General features: G+C 55.0%; 14 protein-coding genes. 11 read left to right on the plus strand and 3 right to left on the minus strand.

The features are described 5' to 3' along the window. Nucleotides 1-30: 30 nt before the first annotated feature. From bolA to F3J39_RS00740, 9 genes are all read left to right on the plus strand, one after another. Complete coding sequence (bolA, locus tag F3J39_RS00700; protein ID WP_039382985.1) at nucleotides 31-345, plus strand: transcriptional regulator BolA; 315 nt, start codon at nucleotides 31-33, stop codon at nucleotides 343-345. A gap of 301 nt (nucleotides 346-646) precedes the next feature. After that, nucleotides 647-1,951, plus strand: coding sequence for a trigger factor (gene tig, locus F3J39_RS00705; RefSeq protein ID WP_094111500.1), 1,305 nt, complete (start codon nucleotides 647-649; stop codon nucleotides 1,949-1,951). Nucleotides 1,952-2,286: 335 nt separating this feature from the next. After that, the gene (gene clpP, locus F3J39_RS00710) at nucleotides 2,287-2,910 is read left to right on the plus strand and encodes an ATP-dependent Clp endopeptidase proteolytic subunit ClpP (protein ID WP_010616837.1); all 624 of its coding nucleotides are present in this window, start codon (nucleotides 2,287-2,289) and stop codon (nucleotides 2,908-2,910) included. Between the two features lie 129 nt (nucleotides 2,911-3,039). Continuing rightward, nucleotides 3,040-4,311 carry an ATP-dependent protease ATP-binding subunit ClpX gene (clpX, locus tag F3J39_RS00715; protein ID WP_039382987.1) on the plus strand — a complete coding sequence of 424 codons (1,272 nt, stop codon included), beginning with the start codon at nucleotides 3,040-3,042 and terminating at the stop codon, nucleotides 4,309-4,311. Between the two features lie 189 nt (nucleotides 4,312-4,500). Beyond that, nucleotides 4,501-6,855, plus strand: coding sequence for an endopeptidase La (gene lon, locus F3J39_RS00720; RefSeq protein ID WP_166713754.1), 2,355 nt, complete (start codon nucleotides 4,501-4,503; stop codon nucleotides 6,853-6,855). A gap of 211 nt (nucleotides 6,856-7,066) precedes the next feature. Next, a complete protein-coding gene (gene hupB, locus F3J39_RS00725) occupies nucleotides 7,067-7,339 on the plus strand; it encodes a nucleoid-associated protein HU-beta (protein ID WP_039382989.1) in 273 nt (90 codons plus the stop codon). Nucleotides 7,340-7,574: 235 nt separating this feature from the next. Then, nucleotides 7,575-9,443, plus strand: coding sequence for a peptidylprolyl isomerase (gene ppiD / locus F3J39_RS00730; protein ID WP_166713755.1), 1,869 nt, complete (start codon nucleotides 7,575-7,577; stop codon nucleotides 9,441-9,443). Nucleotides 9,444-9,582: 139 nt separating this feature from the next. Further along, nucleotides 9,583-9,909, plus strand: coding sequence for a helix-hairpin-helix domain-containing protein (locus tag F3J39_RS00735; RefSeq protein WP_166713756.1), 327 nt, complete (start codon nucleotides 9,583-9,585; stop codon nucleotides 9,907-9,909). Nucleotides 9,910-10,010: 101 nt separating this feature from the next. Continuing rightward, a complete protein-coding gene (locus F3J39_RS00740; RefSeq protein WP_166713757.1) occupies nucleotides 10,011-10,415 on the plus strand; it encodes a YbgC/FadM family acyl-CoA thioesterase in 405 nt (134 codons plus the stop codon). A gap of 42 nt (nucleotides 10,416-10,457) precedes the next feature. Here F3J39_RS00740 and queC read toward each other — a convergent pair whose 3' ends face one another. Together queC and F3J39_RS00750 are read right to left on the minus strand one after the other, a co-directional pair. Further along, nucleotides 10,458-11,153 carry a 7-cyano-7-deazaguanine synthase QueC gene (gene queC / locus F3J39_RS00745; protein ID WP_039382992.1) on the minus strand — a complete coding sequence of 232 codons (696 nt, stop codon included), beginning with the start codon at nucleotides 11,151-11,153 and terminating at the stop codon, nucleotides 10,458-10,460. Between the two features lie 26 nt (nucleotides 11,154-11,179). Then, entirely contained in the window at nucleotides 11,180-12,889 is a 1,710-nt protein-coding gene (locus F3J39_RS00750; protein ID WP_145339246.1) for an SgrR family transcriptional regulator, read from the minus strand. Nucleotides 12,890-12,981: 92 nt separating this feature from the next. On the opposite strand from F3J39_RS00750, the gene cof reads away from it, so the two are divergent. Next, on the plus strand, nucleotides 12,982-13,803 hold the full coding sequence (gene cof, locus F3J39_RS00755) for an HMP-PP phosphatase (protein WP_094111504.1): 822 nt from the start codon (nucleotides 12,982-12,984) through the stop codon (nucleotides 13,801-13,803). A gap of 35 nt (nucleotides 13,804-13,838) precedes the next feature. Here the strand turns inward: cof and F3J39_RS00760 are convergent, their stop codons facing one another. Then, the gene (locus F3J39_RS00760) at nucleotides 13,839-14,873 is read right to left on the minus strand and encodes a PLP-dependent cysteine synthase family protein (RefSeq protein ID WP_039382995.1); all 1,035 of its coding nucleotides are present in this window, start codon (nucleotides 14,871-14,873) and stop codon (nucleotides 13,839-13,841) included. 115 nt (nucleotides 14,874-14,988) lie between these two features. Here F3J39_RS00760 and F3J39_RS00765 point away from each other — a divergent pair, with 115 nt between their 5' ends. Further along, nucleotides 14,989-15,450 (plus strand): Lrp/AsnC family transcriptional regulator, encoded by a 462-nt coding sequence (locus tag F3J39_RS00765; protein ID WP_039382996.1) that lies wholly within the window; start codon nucleotides 14,989-14,991, stop codon nucleotides 15,448-15,450. Nucleotides 15,451-15,464 lie beyond the last annotated feature (14 nt).

Consider the following 15,464-nt stretch of genomic DNA (forward strand, 5'->3'; position numbering starts at 1 on the left):
GCACAGCGCTCGCCGGAGAGGGTGTAAACAATGATTCGCGAACAAATAGAAGAAAAGCTGCGCAACGCTTTCACACCTGCACACCTCGAAGTGCATGATGAAAGCTATCGTCATAACGTGCCTGCCGGTTCTGAAAGTCACTTTAAAGTGGTGATTGTCAGCGATCACTTTACCGGCCAGCGCTTTTTACAGCGGCATCGCGCCATCTATGGCGAACTGTCTGCGGAACTGGCAGGCAGCGTACACGCGCTGGCGCTGCATACCTACACGCAAAAAGAGTGGCACGGGCTGCAGGATACTGTCCTGGCTTCGCCTAACTGCCGGGGTGCCGGTACGCTTGCCTGATGCTGGCATCTTCAACCTTTCCTGAAACGGCCTGCGGGCCGTTTTTTCGTTTCTCAGACGCTAAACGCGATCTGCGGCGCAAAAAAGCAGCAAAGTCGTTAAAAAGTGGTGAGTTTGCAGCCTCGACTCATTCCGGCGATGCCGCTATAATGCGGCGTCTATTTTTCCGGAATGTCTTCGGGACGCTTCTGGTGACAGGGATGTGGTTCTGCCCGCAGAGGCCGTCCCGGTTATTGGATACGGCGCATTAATTGTGTGGTGTCTGAAGTTGACCGAGCACGTGATTTTTTGAGGTAACAAAATGACAGTTTCAGTAGAAACCACCCAGGGTCTGGGCCGCCGCATTTCGATTACTATTCCAGCTGACAGCATTGACGCTGCAGTTAAGAAAGAACTGATTGAAGTGGCTAAGAAAGTCCGTATCGATGGTTTCCGTAAAGGTAAAGTGCCATCGCATATCATCAATCAGCGCTACGGCGCCTCTGTTCGCCAGGATGTGCTGGGCGAGCTGATGACGCGTAACTTTGTTGACGCCATCATCAAAGAGAAAATCAATCCAGCAGGCGCGCCTGACTACGTGCCGGGTGAGTATAAAGAAGGCGAAGACTTTACCTATGCGGTTGAGTTTGAAGTCTACCCGGAAGTGGAATTACAGGGTCTGGACGCAATCGAAGTTGAAAAACCGGTTGTTGAAGTGACCGATGCAGACGTTGACGCGATGCTGGATACCCTGCAGAAGCAGCAGGCTACCTGGAAAGAGACTGACGCAGCGGCTACCGCTGAAGATCGCGCTACCATCGATTTCAACGGTTCTGTTGATGGCGAAGAGTTTGAAGGCGGTAAAGCGTCTGACTTCGTACTGGCGATGGGTCAGGGTCGTATGATCCCTGGTTTTGAAGAAGGCATCACCGGTAAGAAAGCGGGTGACACCTTTACTATCGACGTTAAATTCCCGGACGATTACCACGCAGAAAACCTGAAAGGGAAAGATGCGAAGTTTGATATCGTTCTGAAGAAAGTTGAAACCCGTGAACTGCCAGAACTGACCGCTGATTTCATCAAACGTTTCGGCGTAGAAGATGGTTCAGTTGATGGCCTGCGTGCAGAAGTGCGTAAAAACATGGAGCGCGAGCTCAAAGGCGCTATCCGTAACCGCGTGAAGTCTCAGGTTCTGGATGGTCTGGTTGAAGCGAACAACATCGACGTGCCAGCCGCTCTGATTGATGGCGAAATCGACGTGCTGCGTCGTCAGGCTGCTCAGCGCTTTGGTGGCAATGAGAAGCAGGCGCTGGAACTGCCACGTGAGCTGTTCGAAGAGCAGGCAAAACGTCGCGTTGTTGTAGGTCTGCTGCTGGGCGAAGTGATCCGCATCAACGAGCTGAAAGCGGATGAAGATCGCGTTAAGACGCTGATTGAAGAGATGGCTTCTGCGTATGAAGATCCGCAGGAAGTTATCGAGTTCTACAGCAAGAACAGCGAGCTGATGAACAACATGCGCAACGTTGCGCTGGAAGAGCAGGCGGTCGAGGCTCTGCTGGCGAAAGCCAAAGTCGCCGACAAAGCGACCTCTTTCCAGGAGCTGATGAACCAGACCTCTGCGGCCTGATTAATCACTTAACGGAATGTGCTCAGCCCGCGACCTCCTGTCGCGGGCTTTTTTATTTTTATGATAAAAACCCCCTTCCTGCACCGCTATTTGACTAATTAAGCGGCAAATTATCCGTTATGCTCTTTTTCCAGGTTAGCGAATAGAGAAAAGGTTGTTATGCTTGAAACAACCGGGCAGCATCCCCAGATAGAGGAAGAATGCGAGAGAACCGTGAGGCTGGCTGATTAACCGTCCTGAAATGTCGGAACGAGGCGGCTGTGCATAGTTTTCGCAGCGCGTCTCACGTAGAATCGGTACAGAATGTTGCCAATGAAATTTATCAGGAGACGGTAATGTCATACAGTGGCGATCGTGAATTTACTGCACCAACTAATGCGCTGGTGCCAATGGTGGTCGAACAAACCTCGCGCGGCGAGCGTTCTTACGACATCTATTCCCGCCTGCTTAAAGAGCGCGTTATCTTTCTGACCGGTCAGGTTGAAGATCACATGGCGAACCTGATTGTGGCGCAGATGCTGTTTCTGGAAGCAGAGAATCCGGAAAAAGATATCTATCTCTACATCAATTCACCGGGTGGCGTGATTACGGCTGGTATGTCGATCTACGATACCATGAAATTCATTAAGCCGGACGTCAGCACCATCTGTATGGGCCAGGCGTGCTCAATGGGCGCGTTTTTGCTGACGGCAGGAACCAAAGGTAAACGTTTCTGCCTGCCTAACTCCCGCGTGATGATTCACCAGCCGCTGGGCGGCTATCAGGGACAGGCAACGGATATTGAAATTCACGCGCGTGAAATTTTGAAAGTAAAACAGCGCATGAATGAGCTGATGGCTGAGCATACCGGCAAATCGCTGGAGCAGATTGAGCGCGATACCGAACGCGATCGTTTCCTCTCTGCAAGCGAAGCGGTAGAGTATGGCCTGGTTGACTCTATCCTGACACACCGTCAATAAGACGCACCTGCCTGGCCCTTACGCTATAGTTAACGGGGGGCAGGCAGATGAGTTGCATGCATACCGGCCGTTGTTGTACGGCCAGTGCCGTACACCAGAGTAGGTCTGAGAACGAAAAGAGGTTAGCTGATGACAGATAAGCGCAAAGACGGTTCAGGTAAGTTGCTGTACTGCTCTTTCTGCGGCAAAAGCCAGCATGAAGTCCGTAAGCTGATTGCCGGGCCGTCAGTCTATATTTGCGACGAATGTGTCGATTTATGTAATGACATCATTCGTGAAGAGATCAAAGAGGTTGCGCCCCATCGCGAGCGTAGCGCTCTGCCAACGCCACATGAAATTCGTCACCATCTCGATGACTATGTTATTGGTCAGGAAAAGGCGAAAAAAGTGCTGGCGGTTGCCGTTTACAACCACTACAAACGTCTGCGCAATGGCGATACCAGCAACGGTATTGAGCTGGGCAAAAGTAACATCCTGCTGATCGGCCCAACCGGTAGCGGTAAGACACTGCTGGCAGAGACGCTGGCGCGCCTGCTGGATGTGCCTTTTACCATGGCGGACGCCACTACGCTGACCGAAGCGGGCTACGTGGGCGAAGATGTAGAAAACATCATCCAGAAGCTGCTGCAGAAGTGCGACTATGATGTGCAGAAGGCGCAGCGCGGTATCGTCTACATCGATGAGATCGATAAAATCTCCCGTAAGTCTGATAACCCTTCTATTACGCGTGATGTGTCAGGCGAAGGCGTACAGCAGGCCCTGCTGAAGCTGATCGAAGGCACCGTTGCCGCTGTCCCGCCTCAGGGTGGCCGCAAACATCCGCAGCAGGAGTTCCTGCAGGTTGATACATCGAAAATCCTGTTTATCTGCGGCGGCGCATTTGCCGGCCTTGATAAGGTGATTTCGCAGCGTGTAGAAACCGGATCGGGTATCGGCTTTGGCGCGACAGTAAAAGGCAAATCGCAAAAAGCCAGCGAAGGCGAACTGCTGTCACAGGTAGAACCGGAAGATTTGATCAAATTTGGTCTGATTCCGGAATTTATCGGTCGTCTGCCAGTGGTTGCTACGCTGAACGAGCTGAGCGAAGAAGCCCTGATTCAGATCCTGCGCGAGCCGAAAAATGCGCTCACCAAGCAGTATCAGGCGCTGTTTAACCTGGAAGGCGTTGAACTGGAGTTCCGCGACGAAGCGCTGACGGCTATCGCTAAAAAGGCGATGTCGCGTAAAACCGGTGCGCGCGGTCTGCGTTCTATCGTTGAGGCGGCGCTGCTGGAAACCATGTATGACCTGCCTTCAATGGAAGATGTCGAGAAAGTGGTTATCGATGATTCGGTGATTGATGGCGAGTCCGATCCAATGCTGATTTATGGTAAGCATGAAGCACAAGCTTCTGGCGAATAAATAAGCAGCCAAATCACGTTGTTATCTTAAAAAAGGGGAATTTTATTCCCCTTTTACTTTTCTCACCGCTGTGACATTGAATGTCGGATAAGCATCCCCATATACTCATAATCCTGTGGGTTTAACTGCATACAGCCTGTATTACGCGGTACCCATCACCTGGCGGACATTAAACTAAGAGAGAGCTCTATGAATCCTGAGCGTTCTGAACGCATTGAAATCCCTGTGTTGCCGCTGCGCGACGTGGTGGTTTATCCGCACATGGTAATTCCGTTGTTTGTTGGTCGGGAAAAATCGATTCGTTGCCTGGAAGCAGCAATGGATCATGACAAGAAGATCATGCTGGTTGCCCAGAAAGAGGCTTCAACGGATGAACCTGGAATTAACGATCTCTTTGCCGTAGGGACAGTGGCGTCCGTACTGCAGATGCTGAAGCTGCCTGATGGCACAGTTAAGGTGCTGGTGGAGGGCCTGCAGCGTGCCCGCATTACCACGCTATCTGACAATGGCGATCACTTTGTTGCTCAGGCTGAATATCTGACTTCGCCAGAAATTGAAGAGCGCGAGCAGGAAGTGCTGGTGCGCACCGCGATTAATCAGTTTGAAGGCTATATCAAGCTGAACAAAAAGATCCCGCCTGAAGTGCTGACGTCGCTGAACAGCATTGATGATGCGGCGCGCCTGGCCGATACCGTGGCGGCGCATATGCCTCTTAAGCTGGCGGATAAACAGTCCGTGCTGGAGATGTCCGACGTTAACGAGCGTCTGGAATATCTGATGGCGATGATGGAATCGGAAATCGACCTGCTGCAGGTTGAAAAACGTATTCGCAATCGCGTCAAAAAGCAGATGGAAAAAAGCCAGCGCGAATATTATCTGAATGAACAGATGAAGGCGATTCAGAAAGAGCTGGGCGAGATGGATGATGCGCCAGACGAGTATGAAGCGCTGAAGCGTAAAATCGACGCGGCTAAAATGCCATCTGAAGCGCGTGAAAAAGCGGAAGCTGAGCTGCAGAAGCTGAAGATGATGTCGCCGATGTCGGCAGAAGCGACGGTGGTGCGCGGCTATATCGACTGGATGGTGCAGGTTCCATGGAACGCGCGCAGTAAGGTGAAGAAAGATCTGCGCAAAGCGCAGGAGACGCTTGATACCGATCACTTTGGTCTTGAGCGCGTCAAAGATCGCATCCTTGAGTATCTTGCGGTGCAGAGTCGCGTCAGCAAAATCAAAGGCCCAATCCTCTGTCTGGTTGGCCCGCCGGGTGTGGGTAAAACCTCTCTGGGACAGTCGATTGCGAAAGCGACCGGACGTAAATATGTGCGTATGGCGCTGGGCGGCGTGCGCGATGAAGCAGAAATTCGCGGACATCGTCGCACCTATATCGGTTCAATGCCGGGCAAACTGATCCAGAAAATGGCGAAAGTGGGTGTGAAAAACCCGCTGTTCCTGCTGGATGAGATTGATAAAATGTCGTCTGATATGCGCGGCGATCCCGCTTCGGCACTGCTGGAAGTGCTGGATCCGGAACAGAACATCGCGTTTAACGATCACTACCTGGAAGTCGACTACGATCTGTCTGACGTGATGTTTGTCGCGACCTCCAACTCCATGAATATTCCGGCACCGCTGCTGGATCGTATGGAAGTGATCCGCCTGTCGGGCTATACCGAAGATGAAAAACTCAATATTGCGAAGCAGCATCTGCTGCCAAAACAGATTGAGCGCAATGCGCTGAAAGAGAAAGAGATCAGCGTTGACGATAGCGCAATCATCGGCATCATCCGCTATTACACGCGTGAAGCAGGCGTGCGTAGCCTGGAACGTGAGCTCTCTAAGTTATGCCGTAAAGCGGTCAAAGCGCTGCTGATGGATAAAACTCAGAAGAGCATCACAATTAATGGCGACAACCTGAAAGATTTCCTTAGCGTACAGCGTTTTGATTACGGTCGCGCTGACAGCGAAAACCGCGTAGGACAGGTGACCGGCCTGGCGTGGACAGAAGTGGGCGGCGATCTGCTGACCATCGAAACCGCATGTGTGCCAGGTAAAGGCAAGCTGACCTATACCGGTTCTCTCGGCGAGGTTATGCAGGAGTCGATTCAGGCTGCATTAACCGTGGTTCGCGCCCGGGCAGAAAAACTGGGTATTAACGGCGACTTCTACGAGAAGCGCGATATCCACGTGCACGTGCCGGAAGGGGCTACGCCGAAGGATGGTCCGAGTGCCGGTATTGCGATGTGTACGGCGCTGGTCTCCTGTCTGACCGGTAACCCGGTCCGTTCCGATGTGGCGATGACCGGTGAGATCACGCTGCGCGGTCAGGTACTGCCTATCGGTGGTCTGAAAGAGAAACTGCTGGCAGCACACCGTGGCGGGATTAAAACTGTACTGATCCCGGATGAAAACAAGCGCGATCTGGAAGAGATCCCGGCAAACGTGATTGCCGATCTCAGTATTCACCCGGTTAAACGCATTGAAGAGGTGCTGAATCTGGCCCTGGAAAATGCGCCATCCGGTATGCAGGTTGTGACGGCAAAATAGCGCTGAGCAGCAAACGCGGCTAAAAAACGAAGCTGGCAGGCCAAATCAGGCTTGCCAGCTTTTTTTTGCCTGTTAAGTTAGAGGGCTGCTGGATCGGCGATTAAGATGAATACCGTTGTTTCAGCACCACAGGCTTGTTATAACTGGCTGCGCGTTTGCTCCGGCGTAAAGAGACGGGGCAAAGTGAATAATAAAAGAGGGGATGAAGAGAGTGAATAAGTCACAGTTGATCGACAAAATCGCTGCAGAAGCGGACATTTCAAAAGCAGCAGCCGGACGTGTACTGGAGGCCTTTACCGAATCTGTTTCTGGTGCGCTGAAAGAGGGCGACGAAGTAGCCCTGGTGGGTTTCGGTACTTTCTCTGTGCGCGAGCGCGCTGAGCGTGCCGGCCGTAATCCGCAGACCGGTAAAGAGATCACCATCCCGGCTGGCAAAGTACCGGGATTCCGCGCGGGTAAAGCGCTGAAAGACGCCGTTAATTAAGCCAGTCAGGATTAACCAGTGAAGCATTTTCTTCTCTGGATTGAGGACGAAAAAGCCGTTCTCATGTAACATACGGGCACATCATTACTGATGTGCCTTTTTTATTTGATGCGCAGCTTAAGCCAGTGGCTTCAGTCTCCGCATGGTTGCCAGCTGCCAGCCTGAACTGCAGCTGCACGATGATGGCATCGTGTCTGAGCTTTACATTCACACTACAGCGGAGTGTTGTCATACCATGATGGACAATTTACGCGCGGCGTCGAATCATGTCGTGCTCAAGGTTATTCTGGGATTGATTATCCTGTCCTTTGTGCTTACCGGGGTGGGCAACTACCTGATAGGTGGCAATGGCGATTACGCTGCAAAAGTTAACGGCCACGAAATCAGCCGGGCTGAGCTGGAGCAGGCGTTTAACAGCGAGCGCAATCGCCAGCAGCAGATGCTGGGCGATCAGTTCTCGCAGCTGGCGAGCAATGATGGGTATATCCAGCAGATGCGCCAGCAGGCGCTGTCACAGCTGGTGGATCAGGCGCTGCTGGATCAGTACATCAGCGAGCTGCATCTTGGCATCAGTGATGAGCAGGTAAAGCAGGCCATTTTTAACCAGAAAGCGTTTCAGACCAACGGCAAATTTGATAATGCCAAATATAACGGTCTGATCACCAGCATGGGCTTCTCAGCCGATCAATATGCAGAAGCGCTGCGCAAGCAGTTGCTTAATCAGCAGCTGATCAACGCCATCGCTAACACTGATTTTATGCTGAAAGATGAAACCACAAAGCTGACCGATTTAGTCTCGCAGCAGCGGGAAATTCGTCAGGCGGTGATTAACGTGGATGCGCTGGCAGCGAAGCAGACGGTTAATGACGATGAGATCGCGCAGTATTATCAGCAGCATCAGAACAGCTTTATGGCCCCGGAGCAGTTCCGCGTCAGCTACATCAAAATGGATGCAGCAGCGATGCAGCAGCCGGTCAGCGAAGCGGACATTCAGAGCTGGTACGATCAACACAAAGCGGACTATTCACAGCCCCAGCGCAGCCGTTACAGCATCATACAGACCAAAACTGAGGCGGAAGCCCGATCGGTACTGGATGCGCTGAAGCAGGGCGGGGACTTTGCCAGCCTGGCGAAAAGCAAATCTGCCGATCCTATCTCCGCGCGTAAAGGCGGTGATATGGGCTGGCTGGAGCCTGCAACCACGCCGGACGAGCTGAAAAACGCCGGCCTGACGCAGAAAGGCCAGCTTTCAGACGTGATCAAGTCCTCAGTAGGTTTCCTGGTGGTACGTCTGGATGATATCCAGCCGGAGCAGGTGAAGCCGCTGGCGCAGGTGCATGACGTTATTGCAGATAAAGTTAAGCAGGAGAAAGCGCTTGACGCCTTCTATAAGCTGCAGCAGAAAGTCAGTGAAGCCGCCAGCAATGACAATGAATCGCTGGCGGGTGCAGCCCAGGCATCGGGTCTTAAAGTCAGTGAAACAGGCTGGTTTACCCGTGATGATATGCCTGCCGACCTCGACTTTGACGCGGTTAAACAGGCGGTCTTCAGCGGCGGCTTAATTGGGCAGAACGGCGCGCCGGGCAACAATTCCGATATTATCAGCGTGGATGGCGATCGCGCGTTTGTGCTGCGCATCAGCGAACACAAACCGGAAGCGGTAAAACCGCTTGACCAGGTGAAGGCACAGGTGACCGACCGCATCAAACACGATAAGGCGACGCAGCAGGCTAAAGCGCAGGCAGATAAACTGCTGGCCGATCTGAAAGCGGGCAAGAGTGAGGCGCTGAGCGCGGCAGGACTGACGCTGAGCAGCAGCAAAGTGGTTGATCGTAACGCACAGGATCCGGTCGCCCAGACCGCATTTTCACTTCCGCAGCCGGCAGCGAATAAACCTTCCTGGGGCGTAAGCGAAGATATGCAGGGCAACGTCGTACTGGTCGCGCTGGATAAAGTCTCTGCCGGCAGCCTGCCGCAGAACCAGGTCGATGAGATGATCAAAGGCGTGACGCAGAACAATGCGCAGATCGCGTTTGAAGCGCTGCTTGAAAACCTGCGCAAAGAGGCGAAGATCAAATATGGGGCAGCGGCACAAGCCCAGTAAGCCTCACAAAAAAAGGTAATTTTCTGCAACAATCAAAGGCCGCTTCTGCGGCCTTTTCCATCTCTGCGCTTCGCCTTTTGCCGGACATCCTCTGCTGTGACACGCTGCTGATGCTGTCAAACACAAGGAGAAAAACAGCATGAACAAATCTACTTTTCACGCATTTTGTCTGACACTGGCGCTGGGCGGCGCACTCTGCGGCAGCACTCTTGCGCATGCGGCGGGAGAGCCCGCGGAAGCACAGGCGAAGCTGCCCGCATCGCTGACGGCCGGAGCGGTCAGCATCAACGACGCTACCGCGGAGCAGCTGGCGAGCGCCATGAATGGCATCGGATTGAAAAAAGCGCAGGCGATCGTCAGCTATCGCGAAGAGTATGGGCGCTTCACCGCGCTGGATCAGCTCAAAGAAGTGCCGGGTATCGGCAGCGCGCTGGTCGAACGCAACAGCGATCGGCTCAAACTGTGAAGCACTTCGCGACGCTGAAGAATCTGTGAAGACCGGCAACAGGCTGTGCTATGCTCAACAGGTCCAACCAGTTAGTAATTTCAGCCTGTTCAGGAGCGTTGATGCAAACCACAATCAAAGTGCGCGGCTATCATCTGGATGTCTATCAGCACGTTAATAACGCGCGCTATCTCGAATTTCTGGAGGAGGCGCGCTGGCAGTGGCTGGAAGAAGCGGACGCCTTTAACTGGCTGATGGGGCAAAAACTGGCGTTCGTGGTAGTAAACATCAACATCAACTATCGCCGGCCTGCGGTTCTGGGCGACCGTCTGGTCATTGAAAGTGACGTGTCACAGCTCAGCGGTCGCAGCGGGATCATCGCACAGCGTGTGCTGCTTGCAGAAGATCGCACTCTGGTGGCTGACGCTCTGCTGACGTTTGTCTGTATCGATTTACGGACGCAAAAAGCGGTGCCGCTGGAGGGAGAACTGCGCGAACGCCTGGCCACTCTCATGGCCGGACGTTAAACCGTGGCGTCACTGCTGACGCCACGCCAGCGACATGCTGACTCAGCGCAGGCCGCTTTTTTGCTTCATTGCCGTCATTATCGCGGCGGCATTGTCCTGATACTCCGCCAGCCCGCGGGCACGTAAATGACAGGCGGCGCAGGTTCCGCAGCCATCTCCTTTAATGCCGTTATAGCAGGTCAGCGTCTCTGTCCGCACCAGCGGCAGCTGCTGCCAGTAATCAGCAAGCGCCCAGGTCTCTGCTTTATTCAGCCACATCAGCGGCGTCTCAAAACGTATCTCGCGAGCCATGCCAAGGCTGACCGCGTGATTTAACGCTTTAACAAACTCATCGCGGCAGTCGGGATAGCCGGAGAAGTCGGTCTCGCAGACGCCGGTAATAACAGCTTCAGCTTCTACCTGATACGCGTAGACAGAAGCGAGCGTCAGAAACAGAATATTACGGCCCGGGACAAAGGTGCTGGGTAATCCGCTGGCATCAGCCTCATAGGCCGGTACCGGAATGTTATCGCGCGTCAGGCTGCTTATCGCCAGTTCGTTAAGCAGGGTGACATCCAGTACTTTATGCGCGCGCGCGCCCAGTTTATGTGCCAGCTCCGCCGCCACCTCGATCTCTTCGCGGTGGCGCTGGCCATAATCGAAGGTGACGCAGTGAACTTCATCATAGTGCTGCAGAGCCTGAATCAGGCAGGTGGTGGAGTCTTGTCCACCACTAAAAACGACAACGGCGCGTTTCATTAACTTATCTCTCCTGGTGTGGTCTCTTATGGTACTGCGTCAGCGCCGGAGTGAACAGGGCTGACGGCTGGCGGCGGGATCCACGCCCGGGTAAAGTCAAACCAGCCCAGTGAAGTCAGCCGCACACCTTCAACGCCCGCTGGCGCCAGTACCTGATAACGGTAGTTGAACAGCGGCAGCAGATAACCTTCGCTCATCAGCGTATGGAAAAGTTGCTGAACGGCGGACGAGCGTACGCTGTCGTCTGGCTCACGGGCGATCTGCTGAAGCGACTGACGAAAGCTGTCGCGCAGCGGCTGCCACAATCTGTCCTGCTCCAGCCAGTTCAGCAGGGTAAACTGCGGCGCGTCACCGATCAGCCGGTCGCCCATAATAATATCCGCTGCGGTGAGATCCTGCGCGTGGCCCCAGCTTTTTACCTCATGAAAGACGCAGCTCAGCTCACAGCCGTGTGAAGCCAGCAGCGTAACCAGCGCCTCCGCCATCACGTGCAGTTCAACCGGCAGATGGTAATGCAGGGTCAGTCGGGCGGGCAGGGCAACGGGGTCCGCCCCGGTCTGCGGAACCGGCCAGCCGGGCAGCAGCGAGTGACTCGGCGTAATCAATCCTTCTGCCAGCGGCAGCTGGCGGATCACATCGCTGCGCTGGATCAGCGTAATCAGCGTCCGGGCCTGAGCCGTACTGAAACGCAGCGAGGGGCGGGTCGCCAGATAGCAGAAGCCGCGGCTGATACTGCGGTCTACCGGCCGCAGCTGCTGCAGTTCGTCAGCATTGCCAATCGCAATCTGGACCGGATGCCGGCAGCTGTTGCCCTGTTCCGGCATAAACAGGGCAGGCGTGATCCAGTATTCAATACGCTGGATCAGCGCGCGCTGCAGATGCCAGCGCGCATAGCTCTCCAGCCGCAGCAGGGTCGGGGTAAACTGCACCAGCTGCCAGGGGCCGCTGCCGGTTTGCGGGCTGTCGGGGTGCGGCAGCAGACAGAATTGATGGGCCAGCCGCTGCGGCAGCCAGTAGTCGGGCCGATGCAGCCGGATACGCAGCGTGAGCGGATGTGGCGCGTCAATCTGCGCCACGCTGGCAAGCAGCGCGCGGCCGTCGGGGCTGCGGATAATCTGCTGCAGGACCGCTGCCAGCTGCGCGGCATACAGCGGCTCGCCGTTATGCCAGCTGAGCTGCGGACGCAGCCAGAAGCTCCAGTTCAGTCCGCTGCTGTCATGCTGCCAGTGGTGCGCCAGATCGCCGCTGACGCGGTTGTTTTCTACGCGCGTCAGGCCAGAGAAAATCTGCCGGGCCAGATGCTGCTCAGCGCGGCCGAGAGGCTGCAGGGGGGCCGGGAACGCCAGGGTACGATAATAAGGAATGCGCAGCACCGGCATACGATCCTGCCAGTGCCCGCCCATCAGTGGCTGCAGCAGCTGCAGCAGGCGTTCCGGCGGCAGATCAAGCGTCTGCAGCATCTGGATCGGTTCGCCCGCCAGCAGCTGGCGGTTAAGCAGCTGCTGGCGCAGCGTCTCCGGTGCGATCAGAAACTGCAGTTCACCCTGCTTACCGCGCCCCGGCTGGCTGCTCCAGCGGATCCAGCCCGCCTGCTGCCATTTTTTCAGCAGAGTACGCGCATGACGTTCGCTGCAGAAACAGCGCTGAGCCAGCATGGCAACGCTTAGTCGCTGCGTCTCTCCCTGGCTGGCGTGCCACAGCCGCTGAAACTGGCTGACACGATGAAGTTCACGCATAGTTAAACCCGGAACAGTTTTCAAAAAGTATTCACTATTCGTTCCGTAATTACCAGGCGATAGTAAAAGCATCCCCCGACAGGAGAACAGGCATGGCTCGTCTTGCAGCATTTGATATGGACGGCACGCTGCTGCTGCCCACGCATCAGTTAGGTAAAGAGACGCTGGAAACCCTGCATGCGCTGCAGCAGCGCAATGTGATTCTGGCTTTTGCCACCGGCCGCCATCTGCTGGATATGCAGGTGATCCGTACACAGATCACGCTGCCTGCCTGGCTGATAACCGGTAACGGCACGCGTATTCACGACCCGCAGGGCAACCAGCTGTATGGCTGCGATCTGCCGGCGGACGTCGCAGAGCAGGTCATGCGAACCCGCTGGGAAACGCCAGCCTCCATTCACCTGTTTACCGACGAGGGCTGGTTTACTGATAAGCCACTGCCTGGCGCGCTGGAGGCGCACTCGCTGAGCGGATTTAGCTATCAGCTGTGCGATCTGCAGCAGATGTCAGGAAATAACATCACCAAAATCTGTTTTATCGCACCCCACGAGATGCTGCTGGCGCTGCAGGAAGAGCTGCAGCAGGCGCTGGGCGCGCGTGCCACTATCTGTTTTTCCGCCTGGGACTGTCTTGAGGTTCTGCCGACAGGTTGCCATAAAGGCGCGGCGCTGGCGCGACTGTGCGAACATCTCGATCTGCCGCTGGCGGAGTGTATGGCCTTTGGCGATGCGATGAACGATCGCGAGATGCTGGAGCAGGTAGGTAAAGGCTTTGTTATGGGCAACGCGATGCATCAGCTTAAAGCCGCGCTGCCGCATTTGCCGGTTATCGGCCATTGCGAGACACAGGCGGTGTCTCACTATTTAAATCACTGGCTGACCACGCCCCACCTTGATTACTCCCCCAGGGGCTGAGTCTTGCCGTGAGCCGGACCGGATGTCCGGTTTTTTTATTGCAGCGCCTGCAGCCAGGGCTGAATATCGCCAATCTGCGCCGCAACCCACGCCGGGTTGTAATAGGTGTCAGGATAGCGTTCGCCGCTGTCGCAGAGCAGCGTAACCAGCGCGCCCCGTTCACCGCTGGCGCGCATGCGTTTCGCCACCTGCATCATGCCCCAGAAGTTGGTGCCGGTTGAAGCGCCGGGGCGCCGCCCGAGGATCTGTTCCAGCCGCAGCATAGCCGCCAGCGTGGCGCCATCGGGGACTTTGATCATCTCATCAATCACGTCGGGCAGAAAAGAGGGTTCGACGCGCGGGCGGCCGATTCCTTCAATCAGGCTGCCGCGTGCATTGCGCAAACTGCTGTCCCGGCTGTGCCAGTAGTCAAAAAATACCGAATGCTGCGGGTCAGTAACCAGCAGGCGGGTGGAGTAGCCCTGATAGCGAATATAGCGGCCCAGCGTGGCGGAAGTGCCGCCGGTGCCGGCGCTCATGATCAGCGTATGCGGCACCGGAAACGGCTCATGCGCCATCTGCCGGAAAATACTTTCAGCAATATTATTATTGCCGCGCCAGTCCGTCGCGCGCTCGGCATAGGTAAACTGATCCATAAAGTGGCCGTTGAGTTCACGCGCCAGCCGCTCAGACTCCGCGTAGAGCTGGCACGGATCAGCCACAAAATGGCACTCTCCGCCATAAAAACGGATCATCTCAATTTTGCGCTTTGCGGTACTGACCGGCATAACCGCGATAAACGGCAGGCCGAGCAGCCGGGCAAAGTAGGCTTCCGATACGGCAGTACTGCCGGATGACGCTTCAATAATCGGGGTTTTTTCACCGATCCAGCCATTAGCCAGTCCATACAGAAACAGCGAACGCGCAAGGCGATGTTTCAGGCTGCCGCTGGGGTGCGTGCTCTCATCTTTGAGATAGAAAAAGATGCCCGGGAAATCGTCCAGCGTAAAGCGGATCAGGTGTGTGTCAGCCGAGCGCTGGATATCAGCGTTGATCTCATTAATGGCGTGGCGGATCCAGGGGGTTTGCATGGCGATTCTCTCCGGTTTTCATTGCCGCCAGTGTACGGCACGGGCAGGAAAAAGAGGTTGCTAAAACCAGGGTATAATCGGCTTTTCAGAGAAAAATATTCTCCGGTGAGGCGTGATGATAGATAAAGTTGACCGTAAGCTGCTCGCCCTTTTGCAGAAGGATTGCACGCTATCGCTGCAGGCGCTGGCAGAGGCGGTCAATCTGACCACCACGCCCTGCTGGAAGCGCCTGAAAAAACTTGAAGATGACGGTATCATCCGGGCGCGCGTAGCGCTGCTGGATGGTGAAAAACTCGGTCTGTCACTGACCGCGTTTATGCTGATCAAAACGCAGCAGCACAGCAGCGAATGGTTCAGGCAGTTTGTCGCCGTGGTTGAGCCAATGCCGGAAGTCATGGCGTTCTACCGTATGGCCGGTGAGTATGACTATCTGCTGCGAATACAGGTTGCGGATATGAAGAGCTACGACGCGTTTTATAAGCGGCTGGTGAATGGCGTGCCGGGCCTGATAGATGTCACCTCCAGCTTTGCGATGGAAGAGATTAAATACTCAACCGCGCTGCCCGTTGTGCCCTGAAGCGTAAATAAAGA

The organism is Pantoea sp. Acro-807 (genome assembly GCF_011752675.1).
In the GTDB taxonomy this organism is placed as follows: Bacteria; Pseudomonadota; Gammaproteobacteria; order Enterobacterales; family Enterobacteriaceae; genus Pantoea; species Pantoea eucrina.